Annotated in this window: 14 protein-coding genes; 2 read left to right on the forward strand and 12 right to left on the reverse strand. The window is 52.9% G+C overall.

What is annotated here, in order from left to right; genetic code table 11:
• Positions 1–52 precede the first annotated feature (52 nt).
• The 9 genes from ACE419_RS03065 to ACE419_RS03105 form a co-directional block, all read right to left on the reverse strand.
• Positions 53–769: an ABC transporter ATP-binding protein gene (locus ACE419_RS03065; RefSeq protein WP_432646277.1), complete on the reverse strand. Its 717-nt coding sequence runs from the start codon at positions 767–769 to the stop codon at positions 53–55.
• 56 nt (positions 770–825) lie between these two features.
• Entirely contained in the window at positions 826–1,593 is a 768-nt protein-coding gene (locus ACE419_RS03070; protein WP_432646278.1) for an ABC transporter ATP-binding protein, read from the reverse strand.
• Positions 1,586–2,542, reverse strand: a complete 957-nt coding sequence (locus tag ACE419_RS03075; protein ID WP_432646279.1) for a branched-chain amino acid ABC transporter permease — start codon at positions 2,540–2,542, stop codon at positions 1,586–1,588. Before ACE419_RS03075 ends, ACE419_RS03070 begins: the two co-directional genes overlap by 8 nt.
• Before the next feature lie 12 nt (positions 2,543–2,554).
• Positions 2,555–3,442, reverse strand: a complete 888-nt coding sequence (locus ACE419_RS03080) for a branched-chain amino acid ABC transporter permease (protein WP_432646280.1) — start codon at positions 3,440–3,442, stop codon at positions 2,555–2,557.
• Positions 3,443–3,574: 132 nt separating this feature from the next.
• Positions 3,575–4,750 carry an ABC transporter substrate-binding protein gene (locus ACE419_RS03085; protein ID WP_432646281.1) on the reverse strand — a complete coding sequence of 392 codons (1,176 nt, stop codon included), beginning with the start codon at positions 4,748–4,750 and terminating at the stop codon, positions 3,575–3,577.
• Positions 4,751–5,037: 287 nt separating this feature from the next.
• On the reverse strand, positions 5,038–5,556 hold the full coding sequence (locus ACE419_RS03090; RefSeq protein ID WP_432646288.1) for a peptidoglycan-binding protein: 519 nt from the start codon (positions 5,554–5,556) through the stop codon (positions 5,038–5,040).
• Positions 5,557–5,723: 167 nt separating this feature from the next.
• The gene (locus ACE419_RS03095; protein ID WP_432646282.1) at positions 5,724–6,908 is read right to left on the reverse strand and encodes an FtsW/RodA/SpoVE family cell cycle protein; all 1,185 of its coding nucleotides are present in this window, start codon (positions 6,906–6,908) and stop codon (positions 5,724–5,726) included.
• 12 nt (positions 6,909–6,920) lie between these two features.
• On the reverse strand, positions 6,921–7,628 hold the full coding sequence (gene trmB / locus ACE419_RS03100; protein ID WP_432646283.1) for a tRNA (guanosine(46)-N7)-methyltransferase TrmB: 708 nt from the start codon (positions 7,626–7,628) through the stop codon (positions 6,921–6,923).
• A gap of 59 nt (positions 7,629–7,687) precedes the next feature.
• The gene (locus tag ACE419_RS03105) at positions 7,688–9,604 is read right to left on the reverse strand and encodes a sigma 54-interacting transcriptional regulator (RefSeq protein WP_435720948.1); all 1,917 of its coding nucleotides are present in this window, start codon (positions 9,602–9,604) and stop codon (positions 7,688–7,690) included.
• 216 nt (positions 9,605–9,820) lie between these two features.
• On the opposite strand from ACE419_RS03105, the gene ACE419_RS03110 reads away from it, so the two are divergent.
• Positions 9,821–10,153 (forward strand): hypothetical protein, encoded by a 333-nt coding sequence (locus ACE419_RS03110; RefSeq protein WP_432646285.1) that lies wholly within the window; start codon positions 9,821–9,823, stop codon positions 10,151–10,153.
• 69 nt (positions 10,154–10,222) lie between these two features.
• Here the strand turns inward: ACE419_RS03110 and ACE419_RS03115 are convergent, their stop codons facing one another.
• From ACE419_RS03115 to ACE419_RS03125, 3 genes are all read right to left on the reverse strand, one after another.
• A complete protein-coding gene (locus tag ACE419_RS03115) occupies positions 10,223–11,275 on the reverse strand; it encodes an OmpA family protein (RefSeq protein WP_435720949.1) in 1,053 nt (350 codons plus the stop codon).
• 204 nt (positions 11,276–11,479) lie between these two features.
• Positions 11,480–11,851 (reverse strand): RidA family protein, encoded by a 372-nt coding sequence (locus tag ACE419_RS03120; RefSeq protein WP_432647837.1) that lies wholly within the window; start codon positions 11,849–11,851, stop codon positions 11,480–11,482.
• A gap of 132 nt (positions 11,852–11,983) precedes the next feature.
• Positions 11,984–14,248, reverse strand: a complete 2,265-nt coding sequence (locus ACE419_RS03125) for an anaerobic ribonucleoside triphosphate reductase (protein ID WP_435720950.1) — start codon at positions 14,246–14,248, stop codon at positions 11,984–11,986.
• A 354-nt stretch (positions 14,249–14,602) separates the two neighbouring features.
• On the opposite strand from ACE419_RS03125, the gene ACE419_RS03130 reads away from it, so the two are divergent.
• Positions 14,603–16,432, forward strand: a complete 1,830-nt coding sequence (locus ACE419_RS03130) for a phosphoethanolamine transferase (protein WP_435720951.1) — start codon at positions 14,603–14,605, stop codon at positions 16,430–16,432.
• The last annotated feature ends 100 nt before the right edge of the window (positions 16,433–16,532 follow it).

Raw genomic sequence — 16,532 nt, forward strand, 5'->3', positions numbered from 1 at the left:
GATTTCGTTCCAATATCCTGAAACATCCTCAGCACACGCGATGCGCGGGGCATCAGCCGCCAAGATAGGCCTTGCGGACATCCTCGCTGGCCGCGAGCTCCTGTGCACTGCCAGAGAGCGTGATGCGGCCCGTCTCAAGGACATAAGCGCGGTTCGCGATGGAAAGGGCCATATTGGCGTTCTGCTCGACAAGCAGGACCGTCGTGCCGCTCTTGTTGATGTCGACAATGATATTGAAGATTTCCTTGATAAGAAGCGGCGCGAGGCCCATCGACGGCTCATCGAGCAGCAAAAGCTTCGGCCGGCTCATGAGCGCGCGCCCCATGGCCAGCATCTGCTGTTCACCGCCTGAAAGCGTGCCGGCCGACTGATTTTTGCGTTCTTCAAGGCGCGGGAAGAGTTCAAAGACCTTCTTAAGGTCCTGACGGATACCCTCTTTGTCCTTGCGCACAAAGGCACCGAGGTCCAGATTTTCCATGACGGTCATTTCGGCAAAAACGCGGCGTCCCTCAGGGACCTGAGAAATGCCCTTCTTGACGATTTCATGCGCGCGAACGCCTGCAATATTCTCTCCCTGAAACGTGATGCCGCCGTTTTTCGGCTTCAAAAGGCCTGAAATCGTGCGCAGCGTCGTCGACTTGCCGGCACCATTGGCACCAATCAGCGTGACAATCTCACCCTCATTGACTTCGAGGCTGATGCCCTTAAGCGCATGGATGGCACCGTAATATACGTCAATATTATCGATTTTCAGCATCGGTTCTGCCATATACATACCTGCTTTCCGTACATCCTGTATATTCTATAATTTGCCCAAATCCAGCATCAGTTCTCAGCGCCAAGGTAAGCGCGGATGACTTCCGGATTTTCCTTGATTTCAGCTGGCGTACCCTGCGCGATGATTTCGCCGTACTCGAGTACATAGATGCGTTCGCAGATACCCATGACGAGGCTCATATCGTGTTCGATGAGCAGGATGGTCAGGCCGAATTCCTTACGGATCCAGCGGATCATCTCCATGAGTTCCTTCGTCTCCTGCGGGTTCATGCCGGCAGCCGGCTCGTCGAGCAGCAGGAGTTTTGGCTTGGCCGCAAGGGCGCGGGCAATCTCAAGGCGGCGCTGGGCACCGTACGGCAGATTCTTGGCAACTTCATTGGCCTTATCATCCAGATGGAAAATCTTGAGGAGTTTATGGGCTTCTTCCTCAATCCGCTCTTCCTCTTTGAAATAACGGCCCACGCGGAAAACGGCCTCAAGCACGCTGTACTTGACGTGATAATGGAAGGCAATCTTGACATTCTCGAGGACCGTGAGTTCCGAGAACAAGCGGATATTCTGGAATGTGCGCGCGATGCCGCGCTGCGTGACTTCATAGGGCTTGAGGCCGACGATGCTCTTGCCCTCAAATGTGATGCTGCCCGTCGTCGGCTGATAAACACCGGTCAGCATATTGAAGGCCGTTGTCTTGCCGGCACCGTTCGGGCCGATGAGGCCGACGAGCTCGCCGCGGTCAAGATGAATATTGAAGTCCGTGACAGCCTTGAGGCCGCCGAATACCTCCGAGACATTCTCGGTGCGTAAAAGCTCACTCATGAGACGTCTCCCCTTTCTTGAAAATGCGGCGGAAAATGCCCATATTCGTGATTTCCATGTAGCCGAACAGGCCCTGCGGACGGTAGAACATCAGGAGAATCAGCGTGATGGCATAAATAATCATGCGGAATTCCGGCCAGCTGGCGAGAGCTGCCGAAATGAACGTGACGACAAAAGCACCGGCAATCGAGCCCGTGATGGAGCCGAGACCGCCCATGACGACCATGATGAGATAATTGAATGTCTGCATAAACGTGAACGAAGCCGGACTGATTAAATAGAAGCAATGTGCGAAAAGTCCGCCTGCGACACCGGCAAACGCCGCGCCAATCGTAAAGGCCATGACCTTGTACTTCGTCGTGTTGACGCCCATCGACTCGGCCGCAATCTCATTCTCGCGGATGGCAAGGCAGGCACGGCCGTGATTCGAATTGACGAAGTTCTTGATGAAGAACAGCGTAAACAGCATGATGAAGAAGACCCAGGCAAACGTCGTGTGATGCGGGATGCCCTTGAAACCGGCCGCACCGCCGACATACTGGATGTTCATGATGACGATGCGGATGATTTCGCCGAGGCCCAGTGTGGCGATGGCGAGATAATCGCCGCGCAGGCGCAGTGTCGGAATGCCGACGAGGAAGCCGAGGAAACCGGCCGCAATGCCGCCCGCAATCAGGGCGACGGCAAACGGCATGTGGAAATTAGCCGTCAAGACGACGCCGACATAAGCGCCGACCGCCATAAAGCCGGCATGGCCGAGTGAAAACTGCCCTGTATAGCCGTTGATGAGGTTCAGGCTCGCAGCCAGAATGATGTTAATACCGATAATCAGCAGATTAAGCTGCCAGAATGAACTCAGGATGCGCTCCGATATCAAAAACTGCAGAACTGCAAACAGAACGACGGCGAAGACGAGCATGATGCAGTCATTTTTTCGTAAGTATTTCATATGCTCCCCTCCTTAAACCTTTTCTTTCGTATTCTTGCCAAAGATGCCGGCCGGACGGATGAGCAGCACGAGAATCAGGATGGCAAAAGCCGCAGCATCGCGGAACGTCGAGGAAATGAAGCCCGAAACAAAGGCCTCAACGACGCCGAGAATCAGGCCGCCGACGACAGCGCCCGGCAGAATGCCGATGCCGCCGAGTACGGCTGCGACGAAGGCCTTGAGGCCCGGCATGATGCCCATGAGCGGGTCGATGGAATTGTAGTAAATGCCGACGAGCACACCGGCGACAGCGGCAAGGGCCGAGCCAATGCCGAACGTAATCGAAATGATGCGGTCGGAGTTGATGCCCATGAGCTCAGCCGTCTCCGTATCAAACGAAGCAGCGCGCATGGCCTTGCCCGTCTTCGTCTTCTGGACAATATAAGTCAGGATGACCATGAGTACGGCCGTAATGCCGAGAATCAGCATCTGCTGACCGTTAATGACAATGCCGCCAATCGTCACGGCGACATCACCGAACATCGCCGGGAACGTGCGCGGTGTCGGCGAGACGAAATACATCGTCGTATATTCGAGGAAAAACGATACGCCGATAGCCGTAATCAGCACGGAGATACGCGGTGCATGACGCAGCGGCTTATAAGCGAGACGCTCGACAAGCATACCGAGAAAGCCCGTGACGACGAGTGAAATGAGCAAGGACGGCACAATGGAAAGATGTGCCTGCGTGATGGAGAAAAAACCGATATAGGCGCCCACCATGTAGATATCGCCGTGCGCGAAGTTGATGAGCTTAATGATGCCATATATCATCGTGTAGCCTAACGCTATGAGTGCATAAATACTGCCCAGCGATATGCCATTGATGAACTGCTGCAGAATTTGATGCAGGATTTCCATAGGATTAACTCCCTTCTGAAAATGACAAAATGACAGGAATGACAAAATAAAACTTACATATTATAAAGACATATAAAAGAGAAAAGCCCTCCCTCAAAGAGAGGTGAAGGCTTTTCCGTATAGGACTATGGATCAGTCCTCAGAATCCGGCATGATCTTAGCTACCATTACGCGGTCGCCATCTTTGTTCTGCAGGATAACGGCCTGCTTGATCGGATTATGGTTCTTATCCATCGTGATGGTACCCGTGCCGACCTGAAGGTCTTTCGTCTCCTCAAGAGCCTTCTGGATCTTCTCAGGATCGCTGCTGCCAGCGCGTTTGATGGCATCGGCAAGCATCTTGCCGGCATCGTAGCCAAGGGCTGCGAATACGTTCGGCATATGGCCGTACTTATTCTTGAAAGCTTCAACGAACGGTTTTACGGATTCATCCTTATCGGAATAATGCGTGCAGAAGTACGTGTTGTTCAGGGCATCTGCACCGGCGATATCGGCAACTTTCGAATCATCCCAGCCATCCGTACCGAGGATTGGGCAGGTGATGCCGAGCTCGCGGGCCTGCTTGACAATCTTGCCGACTTCTTCATAATAAGCCGGAACGAAGATGACATCGGCATTGGCCGTCTTGAGCTTCGTCAGCGTAGCCTTGAAGTCCTGATCCTTCGCAAGGAAGGCTTCTTCCATGACGACTTTGCCGCCGGCAGCTTCAAATTTCTCCTTGAATACCTTGCCAAGGCTCTTGGAATAGTCCGTACTGTTATCGACATAGATGACAGCCGTCTTAGCCTTGAGGTTCTCACTGGCGAATTTTGCCATAACCGTGCCCTGCTGCGGGTCGATGAAGCAGCTGCGGAAGACGAACGGCTTTACTTTGCCATTTTCAACCGTAACATCCGGGCTCGTGGCATCCGGTGCAATGATTGGCACTTTGTTGTCCGTAGCGACCTGCGACTCTGCAATGACGTTTGCCGTTACAGCAGGACCGACGAGGACGGAAACCTTATCGTCCGAGATGAGCTTCGTAGCAGCATTGACTGCCTCAGAAGCCTCGGATTTATTATCGGCCGTGACAAGCGTGATCTTTTTGCCGTCAATGCCGCCGGCATCGTTGATCTCATCGACTGCGAGCTTGAGGCCGTCGAGCGATGCCGAACCATAGTTCGCAACGTTGCCGGTCATCTCGAAGTTCGCGCCGACCTTGATCTCGTTGCTGTCGGACTGGCTGCCGCAGCCAGCGAGCACGCCGCCCATGAGCATCGTGCCCACGAGGACGCTGGCGAGTTTCAGACCTTTCTTGCTGAAATTCATATGAATTCCTCCCTTTTCTCTCCCTTGCAATTCTCTTATTGCGATTGCGATGAATTTATTATAGTTTACAGCTTTACATTAGTCAATACTTTTGTGCTAAAAAAATGTACTAATCAGCCGTTTTTGTTTTTCTGAAATGAACTTTTACTGTTTTCTATCACTCCATGTATCGTTGTCGCGGAATTTATATTAGGAAAGTTCACAGCAGGAATGTATGGGTTTACACTTTCACTGTATACAAAAAACGCAGCCGAAAGCTGCGTTTTCTCATGTATCTTTTTCGATTTTTAATCTTTGATGTAAATTTCAATGTCCTGACGGCCAAAAGCCAGTGCCTCTGCACGCGTGTCAAATGCGACATCGATGCGGTGTCCGTGAATCGCGCCGCCGATATCCTCGGCCACGGCATCACCGTAACCGGGAATATAGACATGTGTGCCGAGCGGGATGACATTCGGGTCTACGGCAATAATGCCATGACGCACGTGCGTTCCCATAGCTGTATACGCACAGTTGCCCGGGTCGTAGGCACTGTATCCCGTCGCATTGACATACATGGCCGTGCCGTCATCGTCCGACGATTCATATTCCTGACCGCCCGACAGCACTGCATATGTGCCATTGCCGCAGATGCCGTCTACCGTAAGGCCCTTCGCCTTCTGGAAGGATTTTATGGCATTCACCGTCTGATTGCCGCAGATGCCATCGGCTGTTCCCTGAAGCCAGCCCTGCTCAATGAGCAGGCTCTGGACCTGACGCACAGCCTGACCGCGAGATCCCTGCCGGACCAGGATGGATGATGCCATCGCGTCCGTCGAAAAGGAGAGCAGGAGGAACGCCGCTGCCAAAGGAATCACAAAATGAAATGGATTTCGCAAACGCAAACACCTCTCTCAAAAGCACCCGTACCATAATCGATATAGTCTATAATCCCTATTTTAACACATTGCGCATAAATCGGTCAAAACAAGTATCATTTGACAAGGTGCAGAGGCGGTGCCACGGGCTCTTTTGCCTCTGCCGGCGGTGTCTGCGGCAAATCCGACTCATGGTTTGTCTGGAAACCGTGATGGCAGATATTCAGCAAAATTCCCATGGATGCCATCGTAACGAGCAGTGATGAACCGCCATAACTGATAAACGGCAGCGGGATGCCGACGACAGGGAACGTGCCGCTGACCATAAAGAGATTGCCTGCGGCCTGTCCGACGACGAGCAGCATGATGCCGAGTGTCAAAATCTGGCCGTAGATATCGCGGGCACGGGCCGAGATGTAATAGCAGCAGACGGCCAGCATGAAGAACAGCAGAATGACAAGCAGGACACCGAGATAGCCGTGTTCCTGCGCGAAAATAGCAAAGGCAAAGTCCGTATGAGCCTCTGGCAGATATTCGTACTTGCTGACGCCCTCGCCGAGGCCCATGCCCCAGAGGCCGCCCGAACCGATGGTCGACATCGACTGTACGGCCTGATAGCCGACTCCCTGTGCATCGCTCCACGGATCATACGTGATGAGCACGCGCTTTAAGCGGTACGGCTGCAGGATGATGAGTCCCCCGATACTGCCAATGACGACAAAAAACAAGACCTTGACCTGTTTCCAGGGGATGCCGACGAGAAAGGCCATGAGCAGAGGCACGCCCAAAACGATGCAGGCCGTGCCCATATCCGGTTCCAATTCGACGAGACCTGCCATGACAATAATGATCCAGTACGGCGGTGCTTTGAGCAGATTGATTTTCTTCTCCATCTTCATCATGACCGTCAGAAATTTCGCCGCAATCAGGATGGCCGTAAGCTTGGCAAATTCGGCCGGCTGCACGCTGAAGCCCGCAAAGGACAGCCAGCGTCTCGCGCCATTGACAACCGTGCCGACGCCGAGGACCAGCACGAGGGCCCCTATCGTGATAATCAGCAGCCACTGCGTGATGCTCTGCCAGCGGTGATAATTAATGCGGCTGCAGGCAAAGCACACGGCAATGCCCAAGATCAGCCAGACGACATGGCGGATCAGGAAATAATACGGATTGTTGAAGCTCGTCGTAGCGAGGACGAAGCTCGAGCTGAAGACATTGATGGTGCCCAGCAGGAGCAGGACCGCCATGATGACAATGACGGGTTCTGATTCATTACGCCACGGCGTTTTGCGAATCAGCATCAAAATGCCCCCTTAATCCTCTTTCTGAGCCGTATGCTCATCCTGTTCTGCAGCGGCGCCCTCGGCCGGAGCCTCGAAAATAACCTCGCAGCGGTTGATTTTCTCACCAAAACCGCTGAATTTGCGCTCGTACTCCGTCATGATATTGTCCGGGCGGTTCTCCGCGTGCAGGTCATACGAAACATCCTGCACCTTGAGTCCGGCCTCGGCAAACTGCTCAAGCGAAAAGTCAAACAAGGGACGGTTATCCGTCTTGAAGTGGAGCTCGCCGGGCTTTTTGAGCAGACGGCGGTACTTTTCAAGGAAGCCCACATGCGTCAGACGGCGTTTGGCATGACGCTTTTTCGGCCATGGGTCGCAGAAGTTGATGTAGAAGCGGTCAACTTCGCCCTCGGCGAAAATATCTTCAATATGGTTGATGTCAAAGACGAGCAGACGCACATTCTTGAGTTCTTTCTCCGCAATCTTTTTGGCAGCGGAATACAGCACATCCTGCTGCATCTCAATGCCGATAAAATTGATTTCCGGATGGCGCTCCGCCATCTGACTGATGAAATCGCCCTTGCCCGTGCCGAGCTCAACATGAAGAGGGGCCTGACGGCCAAAGATTTCCGCCCATTTGCCCTTCTTCTCCTCGCCGATTTCCTGGTCACGGCTCACGACAAAATCATCAAATTCGTGAATGGCTTCATCCACCCACGGTTTTCTTCTTAAACGCACAGTTTTCCTTATCCTTTCGCGATGATTTGATTATCCCTTATGTTCTAGTGTACCCTGTTTCATTTTTTCTCAAGGTTGTACTTCTTGAGATAGCGGTAAAGCGTCACGCGGCTGACATTCAGGAGATTTGCGAGACGGCTGACATTGCCGCCGGCTGCCTGCCAGGCCTTGACGAAGACCTCTTTGTCTTCCTTCCATTTGTTGTCCGGCTTGACGTCGCCCATAAGGCTGATATCCTCCGGTGCAATCGTGTTTTTCGGCGTATTAAAGAACGCATATTCCAGCACACTCTGCAGCTGCTTGATGTTGCCCGGCCAGTCGTATTCTTCCAGTACCTCAGCCGTCTCCGGCAGAATGCGCTTTGGTCTCATCTGATGCTGTTCCGCAAGTTCTGCCACAATGTGGTCCGCGAGTTTCGGAATATCCTCGCGGCGGCTCCGAAGCGGCGGTACGCGCACGACGCTCTTCGAGACGATTTCATAGAGCTCCGGGGAAAAGAGGCCGCGTTCCGTCAGGCGCTTGAGGTCGCTGTCACAGGCAGCGATGATGCGCACATCGATGTCGCGTTCGACATTTTCGCCGATGCGGTGAGTCTTACCCGTCTTGAGAGCATGAGCAAGCTCGACAGCAATCGTGCGCGGCAGTTTCTCGATTTCATCGAGGAAGAGCGTACCGCCGGAGGCGAGCTCCAGCCGGCCCTGATGGCTGACATCCGGCCCCATGACAATGCCGAAGAGTTCCTGCTCGAGGATTTCCGGCGTCGCATCGCCGCAGCGCAGCGTGATGAGCGGCCCCGCAGCGCGCGGGCTGGCCTGATGGATGCCATGTGCCATGCGCTGCTTGCCAGTGCCGGCCTCACCCTGAATCAGGATATGATGCTTGTTCTTGGCCACGCGTGCCGCCTTGGCGCGGACACTCGCGAAAGTCGTACCCTCGCCGACCATCGAATTGAGGCTGTATTTTGCCGTATAGCCGGCAGCGTGCGCGACGAGTGTGCGCAAATCCTCAATGGGCATCGAAACGACGACGACGGATTCCACAGCGCGGTCCGCATCGCGTTCGAGCGGCACGACCGTCGTGATATCCTCATACGTCTTCTTCGGCGTAATCCAGGTGACTTCCTTATTATAGGAGGGAACACCGTTAAAGCCTTTGTAAATCGGCGTATGCTGGTAGTTCATGATGACATCGTTGAGATTCGACGTGTACTTCCTGTCCTCGCCTTTCTTCGCGCCGATGCCCTCAAGGCGCGTATGGCCGAGCTTGTTCGCATAGGCGACTTCGCCGCCCGGCATGACATGATACACGGCAAACGGCGTCGCATCGAGGATGGCCTCCTCCGCCTTGATGCGCACGGCCTCCGTCAGATGCGCCTCCAAGGCATTTTTCATCGTCAGCAGCAGGGAGATGATGGCATCCTGCGGCATCGGTACCTGCTCCATGGAAACCAGCGTGATGATGTAATGGAATTCCCCGTTGACCTTGATTGGTGCCGAGCAGGCATCGCCGAGCTGGCATTCCTTGACCCACATCTCCGGCCCGAACAGCCAAAACGGCGTCTGATGGGCATAGGCCACACTGATGCTCGATGTGCCAACATCCTCGATGCCGACGCGCACGCCTTCAATCTCACCCGGCGTCATCTGGTAGAACGGCAGCGAATAACTCTTTAATACGCGGCAGTCCGAATCGATGAGCAGCAGCGACAGATTGTACTCCTGAAAGAACTCGCGGATATCTTCGCTGAGTCCGCTCAAGTAGTCGATGGCATCCTTATGCTTGGCCTGCAGCTTGGCAAACTGCTCTTTTGACATCTTGCGCGAAACATCCATCGTCTCGGTGCCGATGCCGAGTTCCCGGCTCTTCAGCCAAGATTCCGCCACCCAAGGATGAACATTCGGATCAATGACGCCATCCTCGACAAACTTGCGGTAGTAGCCCTCAAGTTTTCCCCTGCTGCGATGTTCTCGTATCATAAAAATCCCCCCTGCATCATATTAGAGCCCTGCGGCTCTGCATATGACAGAAATTATTGGAAAGTTTACAGTTTTACATAAATCAGCATATATAGAAAAGCTGTACCTTATATTTTAACAATCATCGCCCTCACCTGCAATTCTTTTTGCAAAAAAGTTTACAAAACGGTATAATATGGAGTGATTCAATGTAAATGCAAAGGCAGGGAAAATTCCATGGCAAATCAGTATAAGAAGCTCCAGAAGAAGCTTTACGACAAGAAAAAACCGGATGACAAGAAAAAAGAGCCGAAAATCGGCAAGGATTATCCAATCATTGCCCTGATTGTGCTGACCGTCATCGTCAGCATCTTAGGCTGGGCGAACTTCGACAATATGAACCGCGCGATGTACGTCCTTTTAGCGGCCTCTCTGATTCTGACGTATGTACGCCGTCATGCAAAACTCACGGAAGTACAGGCCGTCTTCGTCGAACGCGCCAGTGCCGTCAGCATCGGCTTCGCGATTGCGCTGTTCTTCATCGTCCTCTATTATCAGATTTTCGCTTAATCACTCCTATAAAAATAACCCATCAGGTCAAAGCCCGATGGGTTATTTTTATGCATGAAGCATGAGGGATTATTTATGCTCCCAGATATCGACACGGCGGTTGTCAGCCTTGCCCTGCTCCGTTGCGTTGGAAGCAACCGGATTGTTCTCGCCCTTGTAGTTGAGGTTCAGGCGGCTGCTGCTTACGCCGTTATCCTCAGCGTATTTGGCAACGTTATCGACACGGCGTTTCGAGAGGTCTTCGTTATATTCCTGCGAAGCATCGGAATCCGTGTTGCCGATGAGCTTAAACGTGGAATCCGGATGAGCCTTAGCGACAGCGACGAAGTTAGCAAGTTTCTGAGACTCAGAAGCCAGCGGCGTATCTACGTCAGATGCGAAATGAATCGTATCGAGATAATAGTCATTGTAGACGTGCTGCGGTACGACCGGCGTCTCTACGACCGGAGCAACTGGCTCAGGCTCTGTAATCGGTGCTGGAGCCGGAGCTGCCTTGTGGCCGCCGAAGCGATAGCTCAGGCCAACGAGGAAGCCGCGGTACTTGATGTTGTTGTCTTCATCAAGCTTCGTATCGAGGTAACGATAGCCGGCATTGAGGTCCCAATCGTTGTTGATCGTGTAAGCAAGACCCGTTTCCCAGAGGGACGTCTTCTTCGTGCCGACAGCACCGTCAGCATAGAAAGCCAGATTCTTGGCAATGTCAAACTTCGTAGCGAGACCGAGCTGGGCAACGTTGTTCGTCGTATCCTTGAAGCCTTTCAGGGAGTTGTCGAACTTGTTGCTGATGCGGTTCCAGCCGGCAAAAACAGCTGCGTTCTTGCCGAGGCTGTAAGCGAGGTTGACTTCGTGCTCATCGCCCGTCGTCTTGAAGTCATTCATCTTCGTGTTGAGATCATGGTAGTCATAGCGCAGAGCCCATTTGTCGGACAGAGCATAGCCGAGGCCGCCATTGAAATTCCATTTCGAGCTGCTGTCAAGACCAGCCGTCTTTGCTTTTGGTGCCCAGGCACCGAGATCGAGCTGCCACTCGCCCTGCTGCCACTGCGTCTGCGGAGCAGCACTTGCCATCGTAGCCATCGTGGCCATTGCAGCAAGAGTTGCTACAAGTGCTTTTTTCTTCATAAAGAACCCCTCTTCTCTTTACTAGAATTACTAGAGATGATATCAAAGGGATATAACATACACCCTTCGATTCCCTAGTATAGCACTAATATATGCGTTGGAAAGACTATTTGAGTATTTTTCTCAAAAGTTTAATCTTTGCTTCTCTTTGTTTTTATGTTGCCGAATCTTTATTTTAAGATAACGGCTGTATATATTAAAATCTTAAAATACAGCTGTAACCTCGACTTCGCAGAGAGCACCTGCCGGCAGGTCCTTGACCGCTACGCAGCTTCTGGCCGGTTTCGAGATGAAATGCTTGGCATAGACTTCATTGAAGGCCTTGAAATCCGCAATTTCTGCGAGGAAACACGTCGTCTTGACGACATGACTCATATCCGTGCCTGCTTCCTTGAGCACGGCCTCAACATTTTTGCAGCACTGCTCAGCCTGTTCCTCAATCGTCGTGGCGACAATCTTTCCCTCCGCCGGATTGATGGCAATCTGCCCTGAGCAGTAAAGGACGCCGTTTGCCTCAATGGCCTGACTGTAGGGACCGACAGCTGCCGGAGCCTGATTCGTGTGGATGACTTTCATCGTGATTCCTCCTTATGACAAATGCTTAACAATATAACAAAACCGCAGGCGAACCTGCGGTTTCGAGCTTCTATTTTATTTTACAACATCAGGCGTTATGTTACAAGTTTACAACTTGTCTCTCTTATGCCCTTAAGCCTTCATGCGCGGCACGACCATGTGGCCGCGCTCAATTTCCTTGCGGTGGCAGTGCGGGCATTCGTTCTCGATGATGCCCGTGTAGCCGCAGACAGGGTCGCGGTCCACCGGATGATTGATGGAGAAATAGCCCATGTTGGCATCGTGCATGGCGCGTACGACGGCTTCAAAGGCCTTGACATTCTTCGACGGGTCGCCGTCCATCTCGATGTAGGCGATGTGGCCGGCATTCTCGAGCGCGTGATACGGCGCCTCGATGCGGATTTTGTCGATGGCCTTGATGGGGTAGTAGACCGGCACATGCGAGGAATTCGTCATGTACTCGCGGTCCGTGACGCCCGGGATAATACCATATTTTTTGCGGTTCGCACGCTGGAACTGACCTGCCGTCGATTCTGCCGGTGTGCCAAACGTCGACCAATTGCGGTGTTCCGCTTCCGTATAAGCATCCGTGCGCTCACGCAGATGACCGACAATTTTGAGTCCGAGCTCCTGTGCTTCCTCACTCTCGCCATGATGCTTGCCGATGAGGGCCTTGAGGCATTCGGCAAGGCCGCAGAAACCGATGGAATACGAAGCATGCTTCAGGACTTCCTTGATGGAATCCGTTGGCTTCAGTTTCTCACTGTCCATCCAGACGCCCTGTCCCATGAGGAACGGATAGTTGTAGACGTGCTTCTGCTCGATGATGGCAAGGCGTGAGAGCAGGTAATCGTGGCTGATGTCAATATAATGGTCGTAGAGCTCCCAGAATTTCTTGAGATCGCCCTTGGCCTCGAGTGCGAGCTTTGGCAGATTGATCGTCGTGAACGAGAAATTGCCGCGGCTGCCCGATTCCTCCGGACCATTGACATTGCTCATGACGCGCGTGCGGCAGCCCATCGTCGCCACGACGCTGTTGTAATCGCCCGGTTTGTAGTACTGCAGGTTGTACGGCGCGTCGATGTTGACGAAGTTCGGGAACAGGCGCTTCGCGCTGACCTTGCAGGCCTTGAGGAACAGGTCGTAGTTCGGGTCGCCCGGGTTGTAGTTGACACCGGCCTTGAGCTGGAAGACCGAAATCGGGAAAATCGGCGTCTCGCCGTAGCCGAGGCCCGCCCAGATGGCATTGAGGACCTCGCTGATGACGAGGCGGCCTTCAGGCGACGTATCCATGCCGTAGTTGATGGACGAGAACGGCACCTGTGCGCCGGCGCGGCTGTGCAGCGTGTTGAAGTTGTGAATCAGGGCCTCCATAGCCTGATGCGTCTCTTCAATGACATCGGCGCAGGCCAGATGGTAGATGTTGTTCGCATCAATGACGACATCCGTCGTCGGCTTGTGATATTCATCGGCCAGAATCTCTTCGAGTGCCTTCATGATGGCCGCGATGCTCTCCTTGGCCTTCGGGTCGTCATCACTCTCCGTGAAATGGCATTTCGTGAGGTCGAGATGTTCCTTGAAAATCTTCTTGAACGCAGTAAAATCGCGGAACGGGTCCATGCCGAAACGATAAATCAGAGCCTTGTGTGCCTCATCGTAAACGGCCTTCTTGAAGGATTTGCGCACGCCCTCAGCCATCGCGTAGTCAAAGGCATTGATGCTCTGACCGCCGAACATATCATTCTGGTTCGACTGAATGGCGATGCACGCCAGCGATGCATAGGCGCGAATTGAATTCGGCTCACGCAGGAAGCCGTGGCCCGTGGAAAAACCGCCGTGGAAGAGCTTCAAAAGGTCAATCTGGCAGCAGTTGAAGGTAATCAGCGAGAAATCCTTATCGTGAATATGGATGTAATTCTCGCGGTCGGCCTCGGCGTATTCCTCATCGAGCACGTAATTGTCGACAAAGTGCTTGGCTCCCTCGGCACCGAGCTTGAGCATGATGCCCATCGAAGCATCCGTATTGATGTTCGCATTATCGCGCTTGAGGTCAGAGTCGACGGAATCCGCAAAGAAGATATCGCGGTACGACTCCATCAGATGTTTCTGTGCTGCGCGGCGTTCCGCATGCTTCTGACGGTATGTGATGTACTTTTTGGCGATATCGTAAAAATCGTACTTCATGAGCTCCTGCTCGACGATATCCTGAATTTCCTCGACGCTGACATTGTCGCGGTCCTGAATATCCCATTCGACCTGGCTCGTCACCTCGTCGATATCTTTTTCGGACATCGTATTGCCGCCATCGTTATTTGCCCCAGCGATGGCATGATAAATTTTTTCACGGTTATATGGCACAGTGTGCCCGGAGCGTTTGGTTACGGTCTTCAGATTCATAGCTAACGACACTGCTTAATCCGGCTCATATTGTGCAGTGTCTTTCCGCCTCCCCCTAGATATTGTGGTTTATTTGCTTGTGACAGGTATATATTGTAGCAGAGAACGGCCTGTCTGGCAATCATGAAAATCACCGTGACAAACCAAAAACACCGGCTTTGTGCTCCGCTATACAGATTACGGCGGATTTTACGAGCCATTATCAAATTGACGAACGACACGATTTCAGGTAAAATGTATCGGGATTTCTTATCAATCGACAAACAACTAATTAATTAAAGAAGCTGGATTTTTATTCTGAAGCGCTGTCCGTGAAAAGCCGCGGCAGCCGCTGGAACCGAGGTCAAAGACACAATGCATATTTCTACAGAGGGACAAGACCGTCTCATCCGCTGGCTGACGGCAGCAGCAATCTACTACATCTGCCTAATCGCCTTTTACATTGATATTGGACAGGATATGGGTGCGGACTATTTCATCCCGGTTTTCCTGCCCGTCATGCTCGGGCTCGTACTCGTGCAGTACGGTACACGCGTTCCGTTATTTTCCTGGGCAACTCTGCCAAATCTCATTACAGGGCTTGCCTGGTGCAGCGCCTTTCCACTGCTCTACACCTGGACGTATCATCAGGACTGGTATATGTCAAAAATTTGTTTCGACTTTCTCGTCGGCACATCTGAATTTTTGCTGCTCACCTCTCTTGAGGGTGCACTTTTCCGCCTCGGCCACGAAAAAATCATCGCGGGGCTCATGGCCCTTTTAAATCTCTTCGGCATCGTGATCCCGTTCATCCAATATGCATATTACTGCATTGTCTGGCACTGCCTGTCACCGGCCTCGCTCATGGCCCTGTACCTGACGAACTGGCGCGAGAGCATTGACTTCATCGAATCGAATGTCGGCGTCGTGCCGGCCATCATCATCATCGCGGGGCTCCTGCTGTTTCTCTATGCCTGCTGGCGCGGCCACATGGCCTTTGCCCGCCGCCTCGAAGAGGAAGATTCCACGGCCGGACGCATGGGCGCTCTGTTCCTGCTCGTCGTCGCCACGATTGCTTCGCTCTGGTGGTACGTGCCGCAGACCTCGATTGCCGACCTCTGGAATGATGTCGATACCTATGTCAAACAGACGCAGACCTACAGCCTGAACTACGAGGAACGTTTCGCGAGCCTTTCGATTGAAGGCACGCAGACGCTTGCTGCCAAATCTCCCGGCACGGTCATCGTCGTCATCGGCGAATCCGCTTCGCGCAATTATATGAAGGCCTTCACGCCAGACTATGCCTACGACGATACGCCCTGGCAGAGCCAGCAGCTCACGAATCCTGATTTCCTGTTCTTCCAGAACGCCTACTCCTCATGGTCACAGACCGTCCCCGTCCTGCAGCGCGCGCTGACAGAACAGAGTCAGTACAATGACAAAGAGTTCTTCAATTCGGCTTCGATCATCGATGTTGCGAAAAAGTCGGGCTATAAGACCTACTGGTTCAGCAATCAGGGCCGCTACGGCCAGTACGACAGCGCCATCACGCTCGTCGCCAAGACAGCCGACCACTCCGAATGGACAGACGACTCCTACAACTTCTCGGATAAATACGATGAGACGCTGCTGCCTTACCTCTCGCAGGTTGACCCGAGCCAGAACAACTTCATCGTGCTTCACATCATGGGCAGCCACATTTACTACAACAACCGCTATCCGGAAGAATTCAACAAATTCCAGGGCGAAGAAGGCTCCTCGACGATGACTTCAGAAGCTTCGTATGCCAACAGCATCCTCTACACCGACTACATCCTCTCGCAGATTTTCGATTACGCAAAGAAAAACCTCAACCTGCAGGCCATGGTCTACTTCTCCGACCACGGCGAGAACCTGACCATCTCGCATAATCCGGATGTCTTCAGCTTTGATATGGTCCGCATCCCGATGTGGATATACCTCTCGCCTTCTTACCAGCAGGCTCTGCCAACCCGCACAAACGTGCTGCGCAGCCATGAGAGCCGCTATTTCACGAACGATATGCTCTATGACACAATTGCCGGTATTCTCAATGCTCCATCCCAGCGCTACGACCCGGGTCAGGACCTCTCGAGCAACGGCTACCGCTTCAACCGCGACAACCTCACGACCATGCTCGGTCAGTATCAGCTGAACACGGACCCTGACGGCAATCCTGAAAAATAATATTTCCTTTCTTTAAATAAGAAGCAAAGACAGGCCCCGCTGCACAATGTGCGGCGGGGCCTGTCTTTTTGAGTAATTCTCTATCGTCACGTTAGGGAAC

It is taken from the genome of Mitsuokella apri (assembly GCF_047974105.1).
GTDB lineage: Bacteria > Bacillota > Negativicutes > Selenomonadales > Selenomonadaceae > Mitsuokella.

Bases quoted from the DNA above. Each gene is read 5' to 3' on its own strand.
- ACE419_RS03065 (WP_432646277.1), bottom strand. From the start codon at position 769: ATGGCAGAACCGATGCTGAAAATCGATAATATTGACGTATATTACGGT.
- ACE419_RS03070 (WP_432646278.1), bottom strand. From the start codon at position 1,593: ATGAGTGAGCTTTTACGCACCGAGAATGTCTCGGAGGTATTCGGCGGC.
- ACE419_RS03075 (WP_432646279.1), bottom strand. From the start codon at position 2,542: ATGAAATACTTACGAAAAAATGACTGCATCATGCTCGTCTTCGCCGTC.
- ACE419_RS03080 (WP_432646280.1), bottom strand. From the start codon at position 3,442: ATGGAAATCCTGCATCAAATTCTGCAGCAGTTCATCAATGGCATATCG.
- ACE419_RS03085 (WP_432646281.1), bottom strand. From the start codon at position 4,750: ATGAATTTCAGCAAGAAAGGTCTGAAACTCGCCAGCGTCCTCGTGGGC.
- ACE419_RS03090 (WP_432646288.1), bottom strand. From the start codon at position 5,556: ATGGCATCATCCATCCTGGTCCGGCAGGGATCTCGCGGTCAGGCTGTG.
- ACE419_RS03095 (WP_432646282.1), bottom strand. From the start codon at position 6,908: ATGCTGATTCGCAAAACGCCGTGGCGTAATGAATCAGAACCCGTCATT.
- ACE419_RS03105 (WP_435720948.1), bottom strand. From the start codon at position 9,604: ATGATACGAGAACATCGCAGCAGGGGAAAACTTGAGGGCTACTACCGC.
- ACE419_RS03110 (WP_432646285.1), top strand. From the start codon at position 9,821: ATGGCAAATCAGTATAAGAAGCTCCAGAAGAAGCTTTACGACAAGAAA.
- ACE419_RS03115 (WP_435720949.1), bottom strand. From the start codon at position 11,275: ATGAAGAAAAAAGCACTTGTAGCAACTCTTGCTGCAATGGCCACGATG.
- ACE419_RS03120 (WP_432647837.1), bottom strand. From the start codon at position 11,851: ATGAAAGTCATCCACACGAATCAGGCTCCGGCAGCTGTCGGTCCCTAC.
- ACE419_RS03125 (WP_435720950.1), bottom strand. From the start codon at position 14,248: ATGAATCTGAAGACCGTAACCAAACGCTCCGGGCACACTGTGCCATAT.
- ACE419_RS03130 (WP_435720951.1), top strand. From the start codon at position 14,603: ATGCATATTTCTACAGAGGGACAAGACCGTCTCATCCGCTGGCTGACG.